The 378-nt window shown below is 68.3% G+C and carries 1 protein-coding gene; it reads left to right on the top strand.

The window, feature by feature from the left end; all coding sequences use genetic code 11:
- A partial coding sequence (locus EOA29_RS41000; protein ID WP_189479227.1) for a biopolymer transporter ExbD occupies positions 1 to 258 on the top strand: 258 nt, incomplete at its 5' end.
- Positions 259 to 378 lie beyond the last annotated feature (120 nt).

Below are 378 nucleotides of genomic sequence, written 5' to 3'. Positions count from 1 at the left end.
ACGCTGAAGAGCGATCTTACGCTCGCCATCGGCAATGACAGCGTGCCGCGCGCCATGTTCGCCACCTCGCTCGACGGCCGCACCAAGGGCGACAAGCAGACGCGCATCTTCCTGCGCGCTGACAAGACGGTCGGCTATGGCGAGCTGATGGAAGTGATGAACCTGCTGCGCGCCGCCGGCTATCTCAAGATCGCGCTAGTCGGCCTGGAGACGCTGCCTTCGGCCGATGCGCCGGCGAGCGGAGGCGCAGTCCCATGACCGGCGCAGCGGCTGCTCTGTCCGGCATCGGTCAGCCGCGTTTCGGCGTGCGCGAGACCGGCCTGTGGGCCGCTGCCGCCGCCCTGATCCTGATCGCGCATGTGGCTGTCGCCTATGCGG

The organism is Mesorhizobium sp. M1E.F.Ca.ET.063.01.1.1 (assembly GCF_003998155.1).
GTDB lineage: Bacteria > Pseudomonadota > Alphaproteobacteria > Rhizobiales > Rhizobiaceae > Mesorhizobium.
The sequence above is the reverse complement of the archived record's forward strand: the minus strand, read 5'-3'. Positions and strand labels throughout refer to the sequence as shown.